A 22,479-nucleotide genomic window follows, 5' to 3' on the forward strand; every position below is an offset into this window, starting at 1 on the left:
GTGTCAGTTGATGCATCTGTGTCTGATCCAGCGCCATCGAGGGCAAGCCCCCTCCCACATTTGATCGGTGTATGTCGTCTTCTTCTGTGCGCTCGCGTAAACTTGCGCCCTTTCGCAGCCCCACCCCGCTGCACACTCATTTTTTCAAAGGTGCCCGCCATGCCTTGGCTGCAAGTCCGTCTCGCCATCAGCCCAGAACAAGCCGAAACCTATGAAGACGCTTTCCTCGAAGTAGGCGCTGTCTCCGTAACATTCATGGACGCCGAAGACCAACCGATCTTCGAGCCCGAACTCAACACCACGCCGCTGTGGTCCCACACCCACCTGCTGGCCCTGTTCGAAGACGGCACCGACGCCAACGCCGTGCTGGCCCATATGGAACTGCTCACCGGCGGCCCGCTGCCAGAGCACCACAGCGAAGTCATCGAAGACCAGGACTGGGAACGCAGCTGGATGGACAACTTCCAGCCGATGCGTTTCGGCCAGCGCCTGTGGATCGTACCGAGCTGGCATGCCGCGCCCGAGCCCGACGCAGTCAACCTGCTGCTGGACCCGGGCCTGGCATTCGGCACCGGCACCCACCCGACCACCGCGCTGTGCCTGGAATGGCTGGACGGCCAGGACCTGACCGACAGCCACGTGCTGGACTTCGGTTGCGGCTCGGGGATCCTGGCGATTGCCGCCCTGCTGCTCGGCGCCAAGGAAGCCGTGGGCACCGACATCGACGTGCAAGCCCTGGAAGCCTCCCGCGACAACGCTGGGCGCAACAACATTCCTGAAGGCAAATTCCCACTCTACCTGCCGGAGCAACTGCCCCAGGTACAGGCCGACGTGCTGGTGGCCAACATCCTCGCCGGGCCGCTGGTGGCGCTGGCGCCGCAACTGTCGAGCCTGGTCAGGCCGGGCGGCCGCCTGGCGCTGTCGGGCATCCTGGCCGAGCAGGGCGAAGACGTCGCCGCCGCCTACGCCAAGGATTTCGAGCTGGATCCGATCGCCAACCGCGATGGCTGGGTACGCATCAGCGGTCGTCGGCGCTAGAATGAGCGCTTGCCTGAATCGGATGGCCGCATGACCGACAGTTTCGTCACCCAGTGCCCGCATTGCCAAGCACGCTTTCGCGTCAGCCACGCTCAATTGAGCGTGGCCCGTGGCGTGGTGCGCTGCGGCTCGTGCCTGCAAGTGTTCAATGCGGCCCGCCAGCTGTTGGAGCAACGCGGCCAGGCGCCGGCGCCGCAGCCCGAGACCACTGCCGAGGCACCGCGCGCCATCAGCCAGAAACAGTGGACCGCCGAAGAGCTGGACCTGGACAACCTGGACCTGGACGAAGAACTGGCCAAGCTGGAACGCCGCGAGATTCAGCACACCCTGCCCCCGGGCGCAGAACGCCGGCATGCGGGCGCCGATCGTCGACAAAAGGACGAGCCTCTCAGCGCCAGCCGCGACAGCGTCAAGGCCGAAGAAGAGAAATGGGCGGCAAGCCTGTTCAGCGAGCCGCCTGAAGAGCGCCTCCACGTCAGCGAAAACGAGCCAGAACCTGCGACCAGGCAGCGCACCGAACCGTCCATGTCGCTCCACACCGACGATCTCGACGATGAGCCACCCCTGCGCTCAACACCAGACGATGACGACATCGACCCACCGTTCACGCCGCTGACCAAAGCGGCCGACCCCGAAGATCGCCTGCCACCCCGCCGCAAGCGCCCACGCGCTGAAACCAGCGCCCATGACGATTTGCTCCAGGACCTGGAAGACGATCCGCTGCACCTCTACGCACACAAACGCCCGACGGGCCTGGGCCGTCGCCTGGTCTGGCTGCTGCTGGTCCTGATCGCCGCCGCCGGCCTCGCAGGCCAATACATCGCCTACCAATTCGACGACCTGGCCCGCCAGGACGCGTATCGCCCGTGGTTCCTGCAACTGTGCCCCACCCTGGGTTGCACAGTGCCGTCGCGGGTCGATATCGCCCATATCAAGAGCAGTAACCTGGTGGTGCGCAGCCACCCCGATTTCGCCGGGGCGCTGGTGGTGGATGCGATCATCTATAACCGTGCAACCTTCTCCCAGCCCTTCCCGCTGCTAGAGCTGCGTTTTGCCGACCTGAACGGCAACCTGATTGCCAGCCGTCGCTTCAAACCCGCCGAATACCTCAGCGGTGAGTTGGCCGGCGTTAGCGAAATGCCATCACAAACCCCGATCCATATCTCCCTGGATATCCTCGATCCGGGCAACAAAGCCGTGAATTACAGCCTGAGCTTCCACTCGCCCGAGTGAATCGGTTCATGCATTGAGGTTTGACGGCAGGTTATTGACTTTGCCCTGCGCAACCAAACCGCTGGCGATAAAGAAATAACTGTTCAGATTTTATCCAATTCAGCCTTTATCCAGTCATCGAGAGCGGGTATCATGCCAACCCTTTTTCGAACTCTAATGATCCGGCCCCACAACAGGGAAGTCCTATGTCGGCGGTACGCATCGGCCCATACACATTGCAGAACGGCTTGATCCTCGCCCCGATGGCGGGCGTCACCGACCAGCCCTTTCGTCAGCTGTGCAAGCGTTTGGGCGCGGGTCTAGTAGTCTCGGAAATGGTCACCAGCGACATGAGCTTGTGGAACACCCGCAAATCGCGGATGCGCATGATCCACGAAGGTGATCCCGAGCCGCGCTCGGTACAGATCGCCGGTGGCGATGCACAGATGCTGGCGGATGCGGCCCGGGCCAACGTGGAGTTGGGGGCGCAGATCATCGACATCAACATGGGCTGCCCGGCCAAGAAGGTCTGCAACAAGGCCGCCGGTTCCGCCCTGTTGAAAGATGAGCAGTTGGTAGCCGAGATCCTGCAGGCCGTTGTCGCCGCAGTGGATGTGCCGGTCACCCTGAAGATTCGTACCGGTTGGGACCGGGACAACAAGAACGGCCTGACAGTGGCGAAGATCGCTGAACAGGCAGGCATTACAGCGCTGGCGGTGCATGGCCGCACCCGCGCCGACCTTTACACCGGTGAAGCCGAGTACGACACCATCGCTGCGATCAAGCAGGCGGTATCGATGCCGGTATTCGCCAATGGCGACATCGACTCCGCCGAGAAGGCCCGGCGCGTGCTGCACGCCACCGGTGCCGATGGCTTGTTGATTGGCCGGGCCGCCCAGGGGCGTCCGTGGATTTTTCGTGAGATCGAGCATTTTCTGCGTACCGGTGAAGTGTTGCCGGCACCGGAGCTAATCGAGGTGGAACGTATTCTGCTAGAGCATCTGGCCGCCCTGCACGCCTTCTATGGAGATGTGATGGGAGTACGCATTGCTCGCAAGCATGTCGGCTGGTATCTCGCAACCCTGCCGGGCGCCAGGGAGTTTCGCGCCCACTTCAATCGTTTGGATGATACGGAAGCACAATGCGCCAACGTTCGTGAGTTCTTCAGCGAGCGTTACAAGAGCCTGGGGACAGGGGACGGAGAGGGGGTGGCCGCATGACGATGATGACCGAGACTTTAGTGAGTGGAACAACACCCGTGAGCGACAACGTCAATTTGAAACAGCACCTCAACACGCCGAGCGAAGAAGGCCAGACCCTTCGCGGGAGTGTCGAGAAGGCGCTGCACAATTATTTCGCCCACCTTGAGGGCGCTTCCGTCACGGACGTGTACAACCTGGTGCTCTCCGAAGTCGAGGCGCCCTTGCTCGAAAGCGTGATGAACTACGTCAAGGGCAACCAGACCAAAGCCAGTGAGCTGCTGGGCCTCAACCGTGGCACCTTGCGCAAAAAGCTCAAGCAATACGATTTGCTGTAAGCATTCAATCAAACCAGAAAGGCGCCCGCGTAAAACCGGTCGCCTTTTTTGCTGACTCCTTTGCTTTTGATGGAAATTGAAATGACCGACCAGACTACCCGCCTGCCGATCCGCCGCGCCTTGATCAGTGTCTCCGACAAGACCGGGATCCTCGAATTTGCCCGGGAGCTGGAAGCTCTGGGCGTGGAAATCCTCTCCACGGGCGGGACCTTCAAACTGCTGCAGGACAACGGCGTGGCCGCAGTGGAAGTGGCGGACTACACCGGCTTCGCAGAAATGATGGACGGTCGGGTCAAGACCCTGCACCCGAAGATCCATGGTGGCATCCTCGGCCGTCGTGGCACCGATGACGCGATCATGGCCGAGCACGGTATCAAGCCGATCGATCTGGTGGCCGTTAACCTCTACCCGTTCGAAGCCACCATCAACAAGCCAGGCTGCGACCTGCCGACCGCCATCGAAAACATCGATATCGGCGGCCCAACCATGGTGCGTTCGGCGGCCAAGAACCACAAAGACGTGGCCATCGTGGTCAACGCCAGTGATTACGCCAACGTATTGGAAAGCCTGAAGGCCGGTGGCCTGACCTACGCCCAGCGTTTCGACCTGATGCTCAAGGCGTTCGAACACACCGCCGCCTACGACGGCATGATCGCCAACTACATGGGCACCGTGAACCAGACCGCTGAAACCCTCAGCACAGAAGGTCGCAGCCAGTTCCCACGCACCTTCAACAGCCAGTTCATCAAGGCCCAGGAGATGCGCTACGGCGAGAACCCGCATCAGAGCGCGGCGTTCTACGTGGAGGCCAAGCCTGCCGAAGTGGGCATCGCCACCGCGACCCAACTGCAAGGCAAAGAGCTGTCCTACAACAACGTAGCCGACACCGACGCCGCGCTGGAATGTGTGAAGAGCTTCGTCAAGCCAGCCTGTGTGATCGTCAAGCACGCCAACCCGTGCGGCGTGGCCGTGAGCCCGGACGCTGAAGGCGGTATCCGCCAGGCGTACGAACTGGCCTACGCTACCGATACCGAATCGGCCTTCGGCGGCATCATTGCCTTCAACCGCGAACTGGATGCCGAGACCGCTAAAGCGATCGTCGAGCGTCAGTTCGTTGAAGTGATCATCGCCCCAAGCGTCAGCGAAGAAGCCCGCGCCATCGTCGCCGCCAAAGCCAACGTGCGCCTGCTGGCCTGCGGCGAGTGGTCGGCTGACCGCGCGGCGGCCTGGGACTACAAGCGCGTCAACGGTGGCTTGCTGGTACAGAGCCGTGACATCGGCATGATCGGCAGCGCCGACCTGAAAGTGGTGACCAAGCGCGCGCCGACCGAGCAAGAGATCAACGACCTGATCTTCGCCTGGAAGGTGGCCAAGTACGTTAAATCCAACGCCATCGTCTACGCCAAGAACCGCCAGACCATCGGTGTCGGCGCTGGCCAGATGAGCCGGGTGAACTCGGCGCGTATCGCCGCGATCAAGGCTGAGCACGCCGGTTTGCAGGTGGTGGGTTCGGTAATGGCTTCCGATGCGTTCTTCCCGTTCCGTGACGGCCTGGACAATGCCGCGAAAGCCGGTGTGACCGCCGTAATCCAACCGGGTGGTTCGATGCGCGATGCCGAAGTGATCGCCGCCGCTGACGAGGCCGGCATTGCCATGGTCTTCACCGGCATGCGCCACTTCCGCCACTGATCCAACATTGCCTGGTGGGCACTGGCTTCTGTAGGAGCTGGCTTGCCTGCGATAGCATCACCTCGGTGCACTTGTTACACCGAGGCGCCCGCATCGCAGGCAAGCCAGCTCCCACAGAAAAGCGCCCACAGTGTTCCCAAGAATTTGCGTCATCCGAGGTTTTTGAAATGAATGTTTTGATCATTGGCAGCGGTGGCCGTGAACACGCCCTGGCCTGGAAAGTTGCCCAGGACCCGCGCGTCCAGAAAGTGTTCGTGGCCCCCGGCAACGCCGGCACCGCCATTGAAGCCAAGTGCGAGAACGTCGCGATCGACGTGCTGGCCCTTGAGCAGTTGGCAGATTTTGCTGAAAAGAACGTCTCCCTGACCATCGTCGGTCCGGAAGTCCCGCTGGTGGCCGGCGTCGTGGACCTGTTCCGCAGCCGTGGCCTGGACTGCTTCGGCCCAACCGCCGGCGCTGCCCAACTGGAAGGCTCCAAGGCGTTCACCAAGGATTTCCTGGCCCGCCACAAGATCCCGACGGCCGACTACCAGAACTTCACCGAGATCGAGCCAGCCCTGGCTTACCTGCGTGAAAAAGGTGCGCCAATCGTGATCAAGGCCGATGGCCTGGCTGCTGGTAAAGGCGTGATCGTGGCGATGACCCTGCAGGAAGCCGAAGACGCCGTGCGCGATATGCTCGCCGGCAACGCGTTCGGTGATGCCGGCTCCCGCGTGGTCATCGAGGAGTTCCTCGACGGCGAAGAAGCCAGCTTCATCGTGATGGTCGACGGCAAGAACGTCTTGCCGATGGCCACCAGCCAGGACCACAAGCGCGTCGGCGACGGCGACACCGGCCCGAACACCGGTGGCATGGGCGCCTACTCCCCTGCCCCGGTGGTCACGGCCGACGTGCACCAGCGCGTCATGGACCTGGTGATCTGGCCGACCGTGCGCGGCATGGCCGACGAAGGCAATGTGTACACCGGTTTCCTGTATGCCGGCCTGATGATCGACAAAGCCGGTAACCCCAAAGTCATCGAGTTCAACTGCCGCTTCGGCGACCCGGAAACCCAACCGGTGATGCTGCGTCTGCAATCGAGCCTGGTGCTGTTGGTGGAAGCCGCATTGGCCCAGGCCCTGGACAAGGTTGAAGCGCAGTGGGACCCACGTCCGAGCGTCGGCATTGTGCTGGCGGCCGGTGGTTACCCTGCCGACTACGCCAAGGGCGATGTGATTGAAGGCCTGGACGCGGCTGCTACGCTGGAAGGCAAGGTGTTCCATGCGGGCACCGCGCTCAAGGATGGCCAGGTCGTAACGGCCGGTGGCCGTGTGCTATGCGCCACCGCCATGGGCGCCAGCGTCGACGCCGCGCAGCAACAGGCTTACAAGCTGGCCGCGAAGATCGACTGGAAAGGCTGTTTCTACCGCAAGGACATCGGCTATCGCGCCATTGCGCGGGAGCGTGGCGAGAACCAGTAAGCAGCTATCCGTTCGGCTAGGCAGGGGCCTCTGGCCCTTGCCGTATGCAGGCCTACCCGCGCATAGTTAACCGTGCATCAACCTACGAAGGGATTTCGCCGTGCGCTGGCTCAGGATCGCCATAGGTTTCACTGTCAGCTTGCTGACACTGCTCTGCTTGCTCCCGGCCCAGGCCGCCGCGCAAGGCAGTGGCTGGGCAGTATTGCTTGATGAACAGGCCGACCTGCAACTGAGCGACATCCGTTCCTCGCGCTACACCAATCAATTCAGCCCCATCGAACTGGACCGCATTACCGCTGCGGAACCGGACGGTGCGTTGTGGGTACGTTTCAAGCTGCAACCCGGCAAGCACGAACAAGTGCTACGGGTATTCGCCCCGGATCTGTCACACCTGAGCCTCTATGTCCTGGACGGCGACACCCTGGTGGAACAGCAAAGCACCGGCACTCGCCAGCCCCAGGCTGAGCGGCCGCTGCCCAGCAGTGACTTCATGCTGCCGCTGCCCCAGAGCCAGAAGCCCCTCGAGGTTTACCTGCGCCTGGTCTCGGAACACGAACTGCGCCCCTACATCACCCTGGAACCAGCCGTACTCGCCGCCGCCGACCAGACCCAGACGCTGATCTACGGCCTGCTGTTCGGCTGCCTGCTGATGCTGATCCTGCACAACCTGACGCGCTTCGCCTATCACCGCTCGCGCAGCAGCCTGTGGCTGGCGGCGTGCGAAGTGCTGCTGATGCTCAGCCTGGCGCTGCTGCTCAACCTGGTAGGGCCATGGCTGCCGAACTGGCATGCAATCCAGACCCCAGGCGCCTACCTGGCGCTGCTGCTCACCGCACCCTGCGGTTTGATGTTTGCCTACCGTTTCTTCATGCCCCTGGGCCCGCACCCGCTGAACAAGCTGTTGATGGCGGACATCCTGTTCATCGTGCTGTGCGGCCTGTTGCTGTTGTTCGTCAACACCCTGCCGCTGAACATCATCACCTACGCCCTGGTGGCCCTCGCCGGCTTGAGCATGCTGTTTGTCTCAGCCTATCACTGGCAGAAAGGCTACCGCCCGGCACGCCTGTTCGTGGCGGCGATGGTGGTGTTCAACATCGGTACGCTGATCATCCTGCCGGCGTTGCTGGGCCTGACGATGGTCTCGCCCCAGGGCCTGATCGTCACGCTGCTGGCGTTTATCTGCCTCAGCGGCCTGCTGATGAGCCTGGCGTTGGGCGAGCGCCAGCGGGCAATTGTCGAGGCGCGTTTCAGCCTCAGCCGCGACCTGGCGGCGAGCAATGCCGAAATCGCGGCCAAGGCCGAGTTCCTGGCCAAGATCAGCCACGAAATCCGCACCCCCATGAACGGTGTGCTGGGCATGACCGAACTGCTGCTGGGCACGCCGCTGTCGGTGAAGCAGCGCGACTACGTGCAAACCATCCACAGCGCCGGCAACGAACTGCTCACGCTGATCAATGAAATCCTCGATATCTCCAAGCTCGAATCCGGCCAGATCGAACTGGACGATGTGCAGTTCGACCTCAATGCGCTGATCGAAGACTGCCTGAGTATCTTCCGCGCCAAGGCAGAGCAGCAGAACGTCGAACTGATCAGCTTTATCCAGCCCCAGGTGCCCCGCGTGATCAGCGGCGACCCGACGCGCCTGCGCCAGGCCATGTTGAGTCTGCTGGAAAACGCCCTGCAAAAGACCGACGAAGGCGAAGTGCTGATCGTGGTGGCCCTGGACGACCGCAGCACCAAGCCACGCCTGCGCATTGCCGTGCAAGACAGCGGCCTGCCGATGGAACCCGCCGAGCGCGATGCCCTGCTGCACAGCGAACTGCACAGCAAGAATTTCTTCTCGGCCACCCGTTTGAACGGCCACCTGGGCCTGGTCATCGCCCGCCAGTTGATCCTGTTGATGAATGGCGAGTTCGGCATCAAGAGCGGCAGCCACCAGGGCAGCACCCTGTGGCTGACCCTGCCGCTGGACCCGGAACGCCTGGAACACCCGACCTCCGACCTCGACGGCCCGCTCAAAGGCGCGCGCGTGCTGGTGGTGGACGACAACGACACCTGCCGTAAAGTACTGGTGCAACAATGTTCGGCCTGGGGCCTCAACGTCAGCGCCGTGCCCTCGGGCAAGGAAGCCCTGGCGTTGCTGCGCACTAAGGCGCACCTGCGCGATTACTTCGATGTGGTGCTGCTGGACCAGAACATGCCCGGCATGACCGGCATGCAACTGGCGGCAAAGATCAAGGAAGACCCGAGCCTGAACCACGACATCCTGCTGATCATGCTCACCGGCATCAGCAACGCGCCGAGCAAGATCATCGCGCGCAATTGCGGGATCAAGCGCATCCTCGCCAAACCGGTGGCCGGCTACACGCTCAAGACCACCCTGGCGGATGAACTGACCCAACGCAGCAAAGGCAACGTGCTGCCACGCCCGGTCCTCAGCGCTCCGGCCGCCATCACCGTGCCGACGGATTTCCGCATCCTGGTAGCCGAGGACAACAGCATCTCCACCAAGGTGATTCGCGGCATGCTCGGCAAGCTCAACCTCAGCCCGGACACTGCCAGCAATGGCGAGGAAGCGCTGGAAGCAATGAAGGCCCAGCGTTATGACCTGGTGTTGATGGACTGCGAAATGCCGATCCTCGATGGTTTCTCGGCGACCCAGCAGCTGCGTGCCTGGGAAGTCAGCCACCAGCGCATCCGCACGCCGGTGGTGGCGTTGACGGCGCACATTCTGTCGGAACACAAGGAGCGTGCGCGCCAGGCCGGGATGGATGGGCATATGGCCAAGCCGGTGGAGTTGTCGCAGTTGCGCGAGCTGGTGGAGTTTTGGGTGGCGCAGCGTCAGCAAAGGCCCGAGCACGCCCCGTCTTAACTTGAAACGCTGCCCTCCTGTAGGAACTGGTTTTTGTGGTGAGCGGGCTTGCCCCGCGCTGGGGCGCGAAGCGGCCCTAAAACCAAACGCCGCAGAGTGCCTGACATAACTCGGCGTTCTTATTGGGGCTGCTTCGCAGCCCAGCGCGGGGCAAGCCCGCTCACCACAAAAGCCCCCTCCCACATTTGATCTCTGGCGCCTGATAGACTCTCCACACTTTCCTCCTGCGAGCCGCCCCCATGCTCCACGTGTTATTCAGCGTCTACCTGAAAATGCTGGTGCTCTACAGCCCGTTCTTCGTGCTGTCCTGCTTTATCAGCCTGACCCGTGGCTATTCCAGCAAAGAGCGGCGGCGCCTGGCGTGGAAGGTGGCGTTGGCGACCCTGGTATCGAGCGTGTTGCTGTACCTGTTCGGCCGGGTGATTTTCAGTGTGTTCGGCATCACCGTCGACGCCTTCCGCATCGGCGCCGGCAGTGTGCTGTTCATTTCCGCCCTGGGCATGGCCCAGGGCAAGTCGGCGGTGCAGACCGACAACGTGCAGCAGGATGTGACCATCGTGCCGCTGACCATCCCACTCACCGTCGGCCCCGGCACCATCGGTGCGCTGCTGGTGATGGGCGTGAGCCAACCGCACTGGGATGACAAGCTCACCGCCATCCTCAGCATCGCCCTGGCCAGCCTCACGGTGGGCGTGGTGCTGTACCTGTCCAACCGTATCGAACGCATCCTCGGTGACCAGGGCTTGCAGATTGTCAGCCGGTTGATGGGCCTGTTCGTCTGCGCCCTGGCCGCGCAGATCATCTTCACCGGGGTACGCGGCTACCTAGTGCCTTAGATCCGGTATTTGGCAATCGCCAGTTGTACTTTGTCTCCCGCGCTCTCGCGCATCAGTTGGATCGTCTTTTCGTTGACCACCGAGGTATTCAGCACCAGGCACGTCTGCCCGCTGAAGGCCTCGCACGAGGAACTGTCCCACTCCAGGAAGGGCAGCCCTACCTGTTTGCTCACGCCGTGAGTGCTGTAGGTCACCAGCACCATCGTCAATTCGCCATCGGTTTCGGCACAGGATGCCAGGCCGAAATCACCGCCCTGGTGCACCGAGCTGTTGCGCTTGAACAATTCAAAAGACGCCGGCGCCTGCTTCAACGCCTCCAGTGCATCCGCCGCCAGTTTCGGCATCACGCTAAGCAGCGGCGCGGACAAGGACGTGGAAGCCAACAGCGTGGCAATAAGGTTCAGCGCCGCCAACTGCACGGTCAGCCCCTTGCCCGAACGTGAGACCCGTTCGAAGCTGCTACGCACCGGGAGCCACCCCAGGCTGACCATCACCTTGATGAATTCGTCGTACCAGTCCTCGGTACCGCGGTGCACATTCAACACATCGCTGACGTAGCTGCTGGCCAGCAGATAACTTTTACGCACGTACTCTCGGTTCAGACCCGAAAGGCCTTCGGCAAACGAAATCACACTGTTGTTGACCACCGCCGCATTGAAGTCATCTTCGGTGTCCAGCGGTACAGACGCGTGCTTGCCTGACGCGCCCGGTAATTTGTAGGCGGCAATCAACTTGCGCCTTTTTGTACTGTTGATCCGTCTATGATGTCGCTCCATTTTGATTCTCCACAAGCACCCCAACGTGGGGCTTGTGTCCACCCTAGTTCACTGGCCGATGGGCTTTCCAGACGATAAAAATCCCTTGGCGCAACCCGTTGAACCACAACGCCCAGCAATAACGCGGCATCACGGGTGAGTTTCCATATTTCGTCGCAAAAAAAAGAAAAAGCGCCGAACAACGCCAGGAAAATCCCTGGGCAATTCGGCGCTTTCAGGCAGACGACAGGCCGTTTTCAGGAGGCGGGTTTTTCACCGTACCAGCGCGGTGTGTAGACCCATTCACCCCCACCGGCACGGGGGAATGTGCAGGTGGTGGACGAGCCGATCAGCACCATGGTGCGCATGTCCACCTGCTCCGGCGTCAGTTGCCCCAACGTAGTGACACGCAGGCTCTGCCCCGGGCGACCGATATCACGGCCCAGCACCACCGGCGTTTGCGGTGTGCGATGCAGGGCGACGATTTCCAGGGCGCGCCCCAGTTGCCAAGGCCGCGAACGCGAGATCGGGTTGTAGAACGCCAGCGCCAGGTCGGCCTGGGACGCCAGGTCCAGGCGCTTTTCGATGATCGACCAGGGCTTGAGGTTATCCGACAGCGACATCACGCAGAAGTCATGGCCCAACGGTGCGCCGGCCTGGGCGGCAGTGGCAAGCGAAGCCGAGACGCCCGGCAGGATCTCCAGGTCGACCTGATGCCAGGTCGGGTCGCTGGATTCGTGCAACGCCTCAATCACGGCGGCAGCCATGGCAAACACACCCGGGTCGCCGGACGACACCACCACCACCGAACGGCCTTGGGCCGCCAGCTCGAAGGCGTGACGGGCACGCTGCATTTCTTCGCGGTTATCGGTGCAGTGTTGCACTTGATCCTCGCGGAACGGGCCGGCCATGCGCACATAGGTCTCGTAACCCAGCACATCGGTGCAACGCGCCAGTTCAGCCTTCACCGCTGGCACCATCAACTCGGCGGCACCGGGGCCCAGGCCGATCACGGCAAGGCGGCCACGAACACGACCGATCTGCGACAAGTCCAGCGGCTGTTCAGCCACGCTGACCACGATATCGGCGTCCTGGGAAACGCCGGTAAAACGCAGCGGCACCCCCAGTTCCAACGCCGCGTCACGCAACGACGCTTCGGCCATCTGCGTTTCGCTGGCCAGCAGGCACGCCAGGGATTGCACGGCGATACCCGCTTCATGCAATGCCGTGCGCACACGCTCGGCCAATTGCGCGCCGGGCTTGCAGGTCACGCTGACGTTCTTCGGGTAGATCAGCAATTCATTGGCGGTGGGTTGGCGCTCGGCACTGCCGACATGAATCGCCAGGCGCGCCTGTTGATCCTGCGGCAAGTTGGCCTGATCCAGCCACGGCGCTACACCTTCGATGCGCACACTTTCACCGGCCAACAGGTCGGAAACGAACCGCTTGCCCAACTCGAGGTCGGCCAGCTCATAGCCCTGCGGCGGGTTGAGCAGGCAGGTGCCAAACCGCAGTTCGCCACTGGTGGTGATCGCAGCGGCCACGTTCAACGCGGCAGCAATCTCGCGCGCCATGACGTTCACACCGCCAAGGCCACCGAGCAGCGGCACTACGGCGCTGCCGTCTTCCGCCACGGCCAGCACGGCTGGCTCTTCGCCTTTTTCCAGCAGCAGCGGCGCCAGGGTGCGGATCACGATACCGGCGGCGCACAGCGCAATCAGCGGCGTGCCTTGCTGGTACAACTGGCGCAAGGTCGTGCCGAACTCACTGTAAGTCTGGTCAGCACCTCCAACGCGCCCGGCCAGACCGTGGATCCGCGCCTCGGGGTAGAGCTGTTGGATCCGGCGCGCGGTGGCCAGGCTGCCCTGGCCCAGAATGACAATCGCCGGGTTCATCAACCTTGCCACCTTTCGCCCGGCACGATGATCAGTGAGAAGTACGGCGAAGACGCCGGGTCGACCTGATCCAACGGCACAATCTTCTGGTTGGCCATGGTCGCCCGCTCCACGTACAGCGCACGCTCGGCCAGGCCGAGTTCTTCAAGCACCTGGCGCACTTTCGGGAAGTTGCGGCCCAGCTTCATGATCACCGCCGCGTCGGCGTCTGCCAGGCGCCGCTTCAGATCCTCATGGGGCAACACGCCCGAGAGCACCGACAGGCTCTGGTTGCGATACACCAACGGCGCACCCAGCACCGAGGCGCCGCCGAGCATCGAGCACACGCCGGGGATGACTTGCGCTTCGTAGCGTTCGGCGAGGCGGTCATGCAGGTACATGTAGGAGCCGTAGAAGAACGGGTCGCCTTCACAGATCACCGCCACATCACGGCCGGCATCCAGGTGCGCGGCGACATCGACGCTGGCGGCGTCATAGAAATCGCTGATCACCTGCTCATAGGACATCGGCGCCGGCAGCACCTCGGTGGTTACCGGGTACACCAGCGGCATCAGGGTCTGTTGGGGCACCAAGTGATCTTCGATGATGCCGAAGGCATTGCCCTTCTTGCCCTTGGCCACGAAATACGCCACCACCGGCGATTCGCGCAGCAGGCGCAGCGCCTTGAGGGTGATCAATTCCGGGTCGCCGGGGCCTACGCCCAGGCCGATCAAACGTCCGCGTGCCGGCATTATTCGACCTCCGTGGCCAGGGCATTCACCGCGGCGGCGGCCATCGCACTGCCGCCCAGGCGACCCTGCATGATCACGAACGGCACGCCACGGCTGTCCGCCGCCAGCATCGCCTTGGATTCGGCAGCACCGACAAACCCGACCGGGAAACCCAGGATCAAGGCAGGTTTAGGCGCACCGGCATCGAGCATTTCCAGCAGGTAGAACAACGCGGTCGGCGCATTGCCGATCACCACCACACTGCCTTCCAGGTGCGGACGCCACAGCTCCAGCGCGGCGGCGGAACGGGTGTTGCCCAGCTCCCGCGCCAGCGCCGGCACGCTGTCGTCGCGCAGGGTGCAGATCACTGCGTTATTGGCCGGCAGGCGCGCGCGGGTCACGCCCTCGGAGACCATCCGCGCATCACACAGGATCGGCGCGCCAGCGGCCAACGCATCGCGCCCGGCCTTGCCCGCGCCTTCGGAAAACTGCAGGCCGTCGATGGCCTCGACCATGCCGCACGCATGAATCACGCGCACCGCGAGTTTTTCCAGGTCGGCCGGAATGCGCTCCAACTTGGCTTCCGCGCGAATAATGGCGAAGGAGTTGCGATAGATCTCCTGACCGTCGCGGATGTAATCAATCATCGGTGTTGCTCCGTGGACGAGCGCGCAACAGGGCGCCCGCCGCTTCAATGGAAAGGGTGCGCGCGTGCAGCCGGCCGAAACCGGGTTGGGCTGCGTCGCGGAAATAGAGGTCGTAGTGGCCGGGGCTCACCGCCAGCAAGGTGACCGGCGCAACGTGCGCAGCCGCGCAGGAACGGGGGCAGCCGGACAGGTGCACGTCATGGCCGGGCTGCAAGGCAGCCAGTTGCACGGCATCGGCCTTGGTGTCGGCCAGGGCCTTGCCGCACCCGCTGGCGCCGGTGCAGGCGGTCATGCGCGCCAGGGGTTGATCGATGGAGCAAAGGAAGCCCAGTTGCGCCAGGCGCTCGGTCACGGCGTACGGTTTTTCGATGTTGGGCAGCAACACGCCTTGCCAAGGGGTGAAGCGCAGGGTGCCATCACCGTACTCGCTGGCCAGTTGCGCGGCGCCTTTGAGCATCGTCGCATCCAGGCGGCCCAAGGGTGCGATGGCGGCAACATAAAACTGATTCTTTTGATCCTGTGGATAAGTGCCAAGGTGCAGCAAAGCCCCGCTGGGCTGGCGTTTGAAGCCATCAACAGGCAATAGCGGCTGGTTTAAATGACTCAGCATGTTATCCACAGGCAGGTGGCGCATGCGGGTTTGTTCTGGAGTGGCAATGTCCAGAAACGCCTCCAGCACGGCCACCACCAGCGCATGCCCCTGCTCCAGCGGCACGGCGGCCAGTGGCGCATCCAGCCCCGGGCAACCGGCCAGGCCGAACGCGAGGAGCGTCTGGCCATTGCGGATGAAGGCCGACAGCCACAGGTCGTGGTGATGCTCAAGCATCGCCAGGGCTTCACCGCCATCCAGCTGTATGGCGAACTTGGCTGACAGTTCATGGAAACGTGGGTGGTTTTGCAGGGTGGCGAGGATCTCATCGGCCAGCGGGCGGGTGTCGAACAGCATCTGCGGGTCGATCCCGGCGCTGGGGCTGAGCATCAGGTTGCGGACATCGTCGCCGGCGGCATTGCTGGGACCCAGGCCTGCGGCCAGTAGCAGGGCGATCAATGCCTGCTCTTGGGCACCAATCCCGCGAATCTGCAGGTTGGCGCGGTTGGTCGCCTCGATCACCCCGCCCGCATAGGCCTGGGCCGCATCTGCCACCACTTGGGCTTGCTTGCTGGTGATCGAACCACCGGCCAATTTGATCCGGCAAATACCGCCATCCAACGCCTGGACAATACGCAGCAACCCCGGACAGGCCGAGGGGCGCAAGGTATTCACAGCGGGCGTTGGGTTCACGGGGCTACCGGTTGGTGGGTAAAGGCGCGGTATTATGCCTGCTTTGTCCGGCGGCATGAAAAGCCTGCCCGTCGGATGTCGTTCAAGGAATTTATATGTCGCCCTGGCTGACGGTTGTAGGCATCGGAGAAGACGGCTTCAAGGGGCTGGGCAGGAACGCCCGGCATGCCCTGTTGCGCGCCACGCGGATTATAGGTGCTCAGCGCCAGTTGGACCTGCTGCCGGTGTGTATCCGTGGCGAACGCCAGGTGTGGCCGAGCCCGTTTTCGCTGGAGCCGGTGCTGGCGCGGCGCGGGGAGCCAGTGTGTGTGCTGGCGAGTGGCGATCCAATGTTCTATGGCGTGGGGGCGAGTTTGGCGCGGCAGGTGGCGGCGGATGAGCTGCTGATCTTGCCGGCGCCTTCGTCGGTATCGTTGGCGGCAGCGCGGTTGGGCTGGCCGTTGCAGGACGTGGTGACGTTGTCGGTGGTGGCGCGGCCGTTGGCGGCGCTGAATGCGCACCTGGCCAGTGGGGTGCGGTTGTTGGTGTTGAGTAATGACGGGCGCAGCCCGGCGTTGATTGCTTCGCTGCTAAGCGAATCCGGGTTCGGTGCTAGCCGTTTGTCTGTGTTTGAACACTTGGGCGGCGCGGATGAGCAGCGCATCGACGGGTTGGCGCACTCGTGGGAACACACCTCGGTCGCCGATTTGAACCTCGTCGCCATCGACTGCCTGGCCGACGCCCATACTGCTCGCCTGTCGCGTCGTGCAGGTTTGCCGGACTCAGCCTTTAAGCACGACGGCCAACTGACCAAACGCGATGTGCGCGCCATGACCCTTGCCCGTCTTGCGCCGATGCCCGGCGAACTGCTGTGGGATGTGGGTGCGGGCAGCGGGTCCATTGGGATTGAATGGATGCGCACGCATCCCAGTTGTCGCGCGCTGGCGATTGAAGCCGATGAAGGCCGCCAAGGCCTGATCGAACACAACCGCGACGCCCTTGGCGTGCCCGGCCTGCAACTGATTCGCGGCAAGGCCCCCGCTGCATTGCTTGGCCTGGAAGCACCAGACGCCATCTTCATCGGCGGCGGCGTGACCCGCGAAGGCGTGCTCGACACCTGCTGGCAACACCTGCGCCCTGGCGGGCGGTTGGTCGCCAACGCCGTGACCCTGCAAAGCGAAATGACCTTGATGAACTGGCGCGCGCAGTATGGCGGCGAACTGACGCGCATCCATGTCGCTCAGGCGCAGCCGTTGGGGGAGTTTGATACATGGCGCCAGGCGTTGCCGATTACCTTGCTGGAAGTGGTCAAGCCGCTATGAAACGCATCCTGCTGTTGGGCGGCGTGACCGAAGCGCTGGCCATTGCTCGTACATTGGGCCCGGAACATATCTACAGCCTGGCCGGGGTTGGGCGCGTGCCCACCGACCTGACCTGCCAGGTGCGGGTCGGCGGTTATGGTGGGGCTGAGGGGTTGGCGCGGTTTGTACGGAATGAGGGGATTAGTCTGCTTCTCGACGCGACCCATCCGTATGCAGCACAAATCAGCCGCAATGCTGCCGAGGCCGCGCAGTTGAGCGGCGTGCCATGTTGGGCCTTGCGCCGCCCGGCGTGGCAGCCGCAGGCGGGGGATGATTGGCGCGAGGTCAGTGATTGGGCTTCGCTGATTGAAGCGCTCAAACCCTTCAAGCGTCCGTTGTTCACGTTGGGGCGAGAGCCGTTGCATTACCTTGATGAGATCCCGCCAGAGCAGTTCTGGACACTGCGCACGTTGGATGTGTATCCGGGGAACGAGCGCTGTGAAGTGATCGGCGCGCGTGGGCCGTTCTTGATCGAAGATGAGCGTGCGTTGTTCGCACGGCGTGGCATTGATGTGCTGATCAGCAAGAACAGCGGCAGCACCGCGACGGAGCCGAAGCTGGAAGTGGCAAGGGAGCTTGGAGTGCCGGTGTTGGTGTTGAAGCGGCCGGTGTTGGCGGCGGTGGATCGAGAATTCACTACTGTGCCTGCGGTTCTACAGGCAATCACCACTCTCTAAACACCATCGATTCTATGTGGGAGGGGGCTTGCCCCCGATAGCGGTAGATCATTCACAGATGTATAGACTGACACACCGTAATCGGGGGCAAGCCCCCTCCCACCTTTAGAACTGCATCATCACGCAGCGTTTTTCGTTTGCCCGACACCATCATGCACACGATCAGCCAGCAGCAGCGCCAGCTCAATCAACTGCGCAACGCCGAGCAATTCCTCTCGTTTCGAGCCTTCCAGGTCAAACGCAAGATCGCAACTCAGCGCATTCGCCGAGGCAAGGGTTTCGCTGAGATTGACCAACAGGTCTTCGGTGCTGAAGCCGTCTGCTACGGTGAATAGCCGGACGGGGGGATTTGGGGTGGGTTTGATCATTGTGAAGCTCCGGAGAAGTAATAGAGGAGCTGCCACTGATCGCCGCGACGCGATGGGGGTGGCAGCTGTACGCAGGTTCGCGGACCGATTCTCCAGAACACCGGCATACCCGAAGGTATCCCGCGCACAGCCGCCATAGCGCCGCACAGTAGACGATAAAAAAACGCCAACTGAAAGGAGGCAATGACGCTTCGGCGTCTGGAGAAGTCCGGGCCGCGACGCCCGACCGCTGAGTTTGCAGCGGTGTACGGAGACTAGAGATTGAGTGTCCTAGGGACAACCTTAAAGGCCTGTCGGATATTTCTGCTTGCCCCTATTCATTGTCGAACACCGGCCAAATGTGGGAGGGGGCTTGCCCCCGATAGCGTCAGCCCAGTCAACAAATCAGTGGCTGACCCACCGTCATCGGGGGCAAGCCCCCTCCCACATTTGAGCTGTGCCGCGTTGAAGATCGGCATCCAGTCAAATCCCGTCTATCCTCAAACCCGTCACTGCGACACCAAACCACACCGCCCCTTTTTACTTATCCCCTACGATCAGGCTAAATACCCGCCTGATCGTTTAACCCTACGGATTGTCCGCCATGGCCCGTCAACGCTTTGCAATTGCCTGGATCGCCTGCCTTGCAGTGCTGTTCAACGCCTTTGCCATGCCGATGGCCAGCGCGATGCAACAGTCCAGCGACCCGGTCCGGCAATTGCTGTGGGGCAGCTTCTGTTCCTCCAATGGCACGAGCCTCAAGACCATCGCCCTGGGCAAGCTGGAGATCCCGGCGCCGCAGCAGGACGATCATTCCACCATGCAGCATTGCTGGTGCTGCTCGGGCTCGGTGCCGTTGGTGGCGTTGCCGGGGCATGTGCCGCAGTTGTATCTCACCCAATTCAATACTTCACAGCGCTTGCCGCCACCCCAGCTGCAAAGCCCCACCCCGCGCCAGCAATGGCCGAGCCTCAACCCCCGCGCCTCTCCAACGGTCTGATCTTCTTCGCAAGTGAACTGCGTTTAGAACCGTTCTGGAGAACTGCCATGCTCAAATCTTCCCTGCTTCTGGCTGCGTTGTTGCTGCCGGTGTTCAGTGCTGCCAATGCCGATGACTACAAGGCTGGCGACCTGCTGGTCAGCGATCCCTGGTCCCAGGAGTTGCCACCGAATGCGCCGACCGTCGCCGCCTATTTTGTGATTCACAACACCGGTGAGACCCCGGACCGCCTGCTCCACGTCGACACGCCGGTGGCGGACAAGGCCGAACTGCACGAGCATGTGATGCAAGGCGACCTGATGAAGATGCAGCAGGTGCCCAGCGTCGCCGTACCGGCCAAGGGCGAGCTGACCTTCGCGCCGATGGCGTATCACGTGATGCTGCTGGGCCTCAAGGACCGCAGCCTGTTGGCCGACGGCAAGCAATTCCCGCTGACGCTCACCTTCGAAAAGGCCGGCAAGGTCGAGGTGGAAGTGTCGGTGCAGAAGGTGCCACCGATGGCGACACACGAGCATAAGCACGCCCAATAGGCTGACACGCGATGGGCGCCCCTCGCGCCAGGTTGTCTCCACACGCCCGCCTGAGAAGCGGCAGTTGGATCAGCCTGTTCGCCATGCTGATGATCTTTATCGGTCCGCTGATTTCCCAAGCGATGCCGATGGATCATCACGCCGGTATGTCGATGGACATGCCGATGGACCACGGCGCCTCCCATCAACCCAAGGCACCTGACGAACACCACGCCCTCTGGTCCAAGTGCGGCTATTGCGACCTGCTCTATAGCTGCCCCGCCCTGCCCGGCGGCATTTCAACCTTCACCCTGAGCAGCCCGCCGCCGGCCAACGCCCTCCCCCCCGCCACACGCCTGGGCCATGCCCGGCAGAGCATCTTCCCCGGCGCCCGCAGCCGTGCGCCGCCCATCGTTTCGTAAGCACTTAACACCGTTACTTCACCCCGGCCGACTTTAGACAGACAGCCGCAGGCTGCTGGCCGTGTTGTTTACGACTGATTGATGGAATTTGTCATGTCCAGGTTTTCTGCTGACACCCGTTTGGGATATACCCCCGTGCTCGCCGCCCTGTGCGGTGCGCTACTGGCACCTCACGCTCAGGCCGACGAGCACGCCGAACATGAGCTGACGCCCACCGTGATCACGGCGATCGCCCCCAGCTCAGCGCTGACCGTTATCACCAACCCCAAAGACCCACGCCAGCCGGTGCCCGCCAGCGATGGCGGCGACTACCTCAAGACCATCCCCGGCTTCGCCCTGGTGCGCAACGGCGGCACCAATGGCGACCCGGTGCTGCGTGGCATGTTTGGCTCGCGTCTGAACATCCTCACCAACGGCAGCATGATGCTCGGCGCCTGCCCCGGCCGCATGGACGCGCCCACCTCGTACATCTCGCCGGAGACCTACGACAAGCTCACCGTGATCAAAGGCCCGCAAACCGTGCTCTGGGGCCCGGGCGCGTCGGCCGGCACCATCCTGTTCGAGCGCGAGCCGGAGCAGTTCGGCGAGCTGGGCACACGCCTCAACGCCAGTGTGCTGGCCGGTTCCAACGGGCGCTTCGACAAGGTCATCGATGCCGCCGCCGGCGGGCCGCTGGGCTATGTGCGGGTGATCGGCAATCAGGCCCACGCCGATGACTACAAGGACGGCAACAACGACACCGTCGCCTCGCGCTACGACAAATGGAACGGTGATGTGGCGGTCGGCTTCACCCCCGACGCCGACACCCTGCTGGAGCTCACCGCCGGCCGTGGCGATGGCGAAGCGCGTTACGCCGGGCGCGGCATGGACGGTTCGCAGTTCCTGCGCGAGAGCCTCGGGCTACGCTTTGAAAAGTCCAACATCGGCGAGGTACTGGACAAGGTCGAGGCCCAGGTCTACTACAACTACGCCGACCACGTGATGGACAACTACAGCCTGCGCACACCGTCCGGCACCGGCATGATGGCCGGCCCAATGGCCTCCAACGTCGACCGGCGCACCCTCGGCGCACGGATCAAGGCCACCTGGCGCTGGGCCGATGTGCAACTGATCAGCGGCCTCGACGCGCAGACCAACGAACACCGCCAGCGCAGCAGCATGGGCATCGACACCTACAAGGACTTGCCCCGGGTCAAGGACGCCAACTTCCATAACTACGGCGTGTTCGGCGAACTGACCTGGTACGCCGCCGACCGCGACCGCCTGATCACCGGCGCACGCCTGGACCGCGCCTCGGCCAAGGATTTCCGCCAAACCAGCGGCTCGGGGATGATGTCCCGCCCGAACCCGACCGCCGACGACACCCGCGCCGACACCCTGCCATCGGGCTTCGTGCGGTATGAACACGACCTGGCCGACAGCCCCACCACCGTCTATGCGGGCCTGGGCCATTCGGAACGCTTCCCGGATTACTGGGAGCTGTTTTCGCCCAACACCGGCGCGGTCGGTTCGGTGAATGCCTTCGACGGTGTGAAGCCGGAGAAAACCACCCAGCTCGACTTCGGCGCGCAGTACAAAGCCGACCATCTGGAAGCCTGGGCCTCGGGTTACATCGGCCGGGTACAGGACTTCATCCTGTTCGACTACAGGCCCGGGATGATGGGTACCACCTCCCAGGCCCGCAACGTCGACGCGCGCATCATGGGCGGCGAATTGGGCGCGGCGTACAAGCTGACGCGCAACTGGAAGGCTGACGCCACCCTCGCCTACGCCTGGGGCAAGAACAGCAGCGACGGCAAGGCGCTGCCGCAAATGCCACCGCTGGATGCACGCCTGGGCCTGACCTACAGCGAAGACGACTGGAGCGCCGGGGCGTTGTGGCGCGTGGTGGCGGCGCAACACCGCATCGACCCCAACAAGGGCAACGTGGTCGGCAAGGACTACGACAAGAGCGGCGGTTTTGGCGTGTTCTCGCTGAACGCAGCGTACCGCATCAACAAACACTTCAAGGTCAGCACCGGCGTCGACAACCTGTTCGGCAAGGCCTACGCCGAGCACCTGAACCTGGCCGGCAACGCCGGGTTCGGCTACCCGGCCACCGACCCGCAAGCCATCAAGGAGCCAGGGCGAACGCTCTGGACCAAAGTCGACATGAGCTTCTAGGAGCATCGGGGGCAAGCCCCCTCCCACATTTGAAGGTGTTCACAAAATCAAGTGTGGGAGGGGGCTTGCCCCCGATGACGGCCAACCA

General features: G+C 62.8%; 20 protein-coding genes. 14 read left to right on the top strand and 6 right to left on the bottom strand.

What is annotated here, in order from left to right; translation table 11 throughout:
* Nucleotides 1-159: 159 nt before the first annotated feature.
* From prmA to NL123_RS27480, 8 genes are all read left to right on the top strand, one after another.
* Nucleotides 160-1,038, top strand: coding sequence for a 50S ribosomal protein L11 methyltransferase (gene prmA / locus NL123_RS27445; protein ID WP_248485918.1), 879 nt, complete (start codon nucleotides 160-162; stop codon nucleotides 1,036-1,038).
* Between the two features lie 30 nt (nucleotides 1,039-1,068).
* On the top strand, nucleotides 1,069-2,271 hold the full coding sequence (locus NL123_RS27450) for a DUF3426 domain-containing protein (protein ID WP_494356724.1): 1,203 nt from the start codon (nucleotides 1,069-1,071) through the stop codon (nucleotides 2,269-2,271).
* A 185-nt stretch (nucleotides 2,272-2,456) separates the two neighbouring features.
* Complete coding sequence (gene dusB / locus NL123_RS27455; RefSeq protein ID WP_016976994.1) at nucleotides 2,457-3,470, top strand: tRNA dihydrouridine synthase DusB; 1,014 nt, start codon at nucleotides 2,457-2,459, stop codon at nucleotides 3,468-3,470.
* A complete protein-coding gene (gene fis / locus NL123_RS27460) occupies nucleotides 3,467-3,787 on the top strand; it encodes a DNA-binding transcriptional regulator Fis (RefSeq protein WP_002555375.1) in 321 nt (106 codons plus the stop codon). The genes dusB and fis overlap by 4 nt, the downstream gene beginning before the upstream one ends.
* A gap of 81 nt (nucleotides 3,788-3,868) precedes the next feature.
* On the top strand, nucleotides 3,869-5,476 hold the full coding sequence (gene purH / locus NL123_RS27465; protein WP_248485916.1) for a bifunctional phosphoribosylaminoimidazolecarboxamide formyltransferase/IMP cyclohydrolase: 1,608 nt from the start codon (nucleotides 3,869-3,871) through the stop codon (nucleotides 5,474-5,476).
* A 167-nt stretch (nucleotides 5,477-5,643) separates the two neighbouring features.
* Nucleotides 5,644-6,936 carry a phosphoribosylamine--glycine ligase gene (gene purD, locus NL123_RS27470; RefSeq protein ID WP_071493000.1) on the top strand — a complete coding sequence of 431 codons (1,293 nt, stop codon included), beginning with the start codon at nucleotides 5,644-5,646 and terminating at the stop codon, nucleotides 6,934-6,936.
* 100 nt (nucleotides 6,937-7,036) lie between these two features.
* Nucleotides 7,037-9,808 carry a hybrid sensor histidine kinase/response regulator gene (locus tag NL123_RS27475; protein WP_494356725.1) on the top strand — a complete coding sequence of 924 codons (2,772 nt, stop codon included), beginning with the start codon at nucleotides 7,037-7,039 and terminating at the stop codon, nucleotides 9,806-9,808.
* 239 nt (nucleotides 9,809-10,047) lie between these two features.
* Complete coding sequence (locus tag NL123_RS27480; protein WP_003171467.1) at nucleotides 10,048-10,644, top strand: MarC family protein; 597 nt, start codon at nucleotides 10,048-10,050, stop codon at nucleotides 10,642-10,644.
* On the opposite strand, the gene NL123_RS27485 is transcribed toward NL123_RS27480, so the two are convergent.
* The 5 genes from NL123_RS27485 to cobG form a co-directional block, all read right to left on the bottom strand.
* Nucleotides 10,641-11,420: a hypothetical protein gene (locus NL123_RS27485; RefSeq protein ID WP_494356726.1), complete on the bottom strand. Its 780-nt coding sequence runs from the start codon at nucleotides 11,418-11,420 to the stop codon at nucleotides 10,641-10,643. The two genes, NL123_RS27480 and NL123_RS27485, sit on opposite strands and share 4 nt — an antisense overlap.
* Before the next feature lie 236 nt (nucleotides 11,421-11,656).
* Nucleotides 11,657-13,294: a precorrin-3B C(17)-methyltransferase gene (cobJ, locus tag NL123_RS27490; RefSeq protein WP_494356727.1), complete on the bottom strand. Its 1,638-nt coding sequence runs from the start codon at nucleotides 13,292-13,294 to the stop codon at nucleotides 11,657-11,659.
* A complete protein-coding gene (locus tag NL123_RS27495; protein WP_058423571.1) occupies nucleotides 13,294-14,025 on the bottom strand; it encodes a precorrin-2 C(20)-methyltransferase in 732 nt (243 codons plus the stop codon). Before NL123_RS27495 ends, cobJ begins: the two co-directional genes overlap by 1 nt.
* Nucleotides 14,025-14,651, bottom strand: a complete 627-nt coding sequence (locus NL123_RS27500) for a precorrin-8X methylmutase (protein WP_248485912.1) — start codon at nucleotides 14,649-14,651, stop codon at nucleotides 14,025-14,027. Before NL123_RS27500 ends, NL123_RS27495 begins: the two co-directional genes overlap by 1 nt.
* Entirely contained in the window at nucleotides 14,644-15,990 is a 1,347-nt protein-coding gene (gene cobG, locus NL123_RS27505; RefSeq protein ID WP_494356728.1) for a precorrin-3B synthase, read from the bottom strand. Before cobG ends, NL123_RS27500 begins: the two co-directional genes overlap by 8 nt.
* 38 nt (nucleotides 15,991-16,028) lie before the next feature.
* On the opposite strand from cobG, the gene cbiE reads away from it, so the two are divergent.
* The gene (gene cbiE / locus NL123_RS27510) at nucleotides 16,029-17,234 is read left to right on the top strand and encodes a precorrin-6y C5,15-methyltransferase (decarboxylating) subunit CbiE (protein ID WP_248485910.1); all 1,206 of its coding nucleotides are present in this window, start codon (nucleotides 16,029-16,031) and stop codon (nucleotides 17,232-17,234) included.
* On the top strand, nucleotides 17,231-17,950 hold the full coding sequence (locus tag NL123_RS27515) for a cobalt-precorrin-6A reductase (protein WP_494356729.1): 720 nt from the start codon (nucleotides 17,231-17,233) through the stop codon (nucleotides 17,948-17,950). The genes cbiE and NL123_RS27515 overlap by 4 nt, the downstream gene beginning before the upstream one ends.
* Before the next feature lie 119 nt (nucleotides 17,951-18,069).
* Here the strand turns inward: NL123_RS27515 and NL123_RS27520 are convergent, their stop codons facing one another.
* Nucleotides 18,070-18,318, bottom strand: coding sequence for a DUF6124 family protein (locus tag NL123_RS27520; protein ID WP_043204711.1), 249 nt, complete (start codon nucleotides 18,316-18,318; stop codon nucleotides 18,070-18,072).
* Nucleotides 18,319-18,901: 583 nt separating this feature from the next.
* Here NL123_RS27520 and NL123_RS27525 point away from each other — a divergent pair.
* The 4 genes from NL123_RS27525 to NL123_RS27540 all read left to right on the top strand — a co-directional run bounded on the left by NL123_RS27525 (nucleotide 18,902) and on the right by NL123_RS27540 (nucleotide 22,391).
* Nucleotides 18,902-19,297: a DUF2946 domain-containing protein gene (locus tag NL123_RS27525; protein ID WP_494356730.1), complete on the top strand. Its 396-nt coding sequence runs from the start codon at nucleotides 18,902-18,904 to the stop codon at nucleotides 19,295-19,297.
* A gap of 47 nt (nucleotides 19,298-19,344) precedes the next feature.
* Nucleotides 19,345-19,827, top strand: a complete 483-nt coding sequence (locus NL123_RS27530) for a copper chaperone PCu(A)C (RefSeq protein WP_494356731.1) — start codon at nucleotides 19,345-19,347, stop codon at nucleotides 19,825-19,827.
* Nucleotides 19,828-19,838: 11 nt separating this feature from the next.
* Nucleotides 19,839-20,228, top strand: a complete 390-nt coding sequence (locus NL123_RS27535; protein ID WP_494356732.1) for a DUF2946 domain-containing protein — start codon at nucleotides 19,839-19,841, stop codon at nucleotides 20,226-20,228.
* Between the two features lie 93 nt (nucleotides 20,229-20,321).
* Nucleotides 20,322-22,391: a TonB-dependent copper receptor gene (locus tag NL123_RS27540; protein WP_494356733.1), complete on the top strand. Its 2,070-nt coding sequence runs from the start codon at nucleotides 20,322-20,324 to the stop codon at nucleotides 22,389-22,391.
* Nucleotides 22,392-22,479: the final 88 nt, after the last annotated feature.

The organism is Pseudomonas sp. FBCC-B1565 (assembly GCF_059133265.1).